Origin of the sequence: Microvirga pakistanensis (genome assembly GCF_004458765.1) — a bacterium.
Taxonomy (GTDB): Bacteria; Pseudomonadota; Alphaproteobacteria; order Rhizobiales; family Beijerinckiaceae; genus Microvirga; species Microvirga pakistanensis.
This window is the reverse complement of the sequence record NZ_SPJX01000136.1, coordinates 1-223: the sequence shown is the minus strand read 5'-3', so window position 1 is coordinate 223 and position 223 is coordinate 1. Positions and strand designations below refer to the sequence as shown.

Genomic DNA, 223 nt, shown 5'->3' with positions numbered 1-223 from the left:
GGCCGTCTTTCGACTCTGCTCGACGTGTCAGTCTCGCAGTCAAGCGGGCTTATGCCATTGCACTCAGCGAGCGATTTCCGACCGCTCTGAGCCCACCTTCGCGCGCCTCCGTTACTCTTTGGGAGGCGACCGCCCCAGTCAAACTGCCTACCATGCGCTGTCCCGGACCCGGATAACGGATCGCGGTTAGACATCCATGTCTACAAGGGTGGTATTTCAAGGA

1 rRNA gene is annotated in these 223 nt (G+C 59.2%); it reads right to left on the bottom strand.

The features are described 5' to 3' along the window. Positions 1–223, bottom strand: a 23S ribosomal RNA gene (locus tag E4K09_RS04375); the annotation flags it as partial.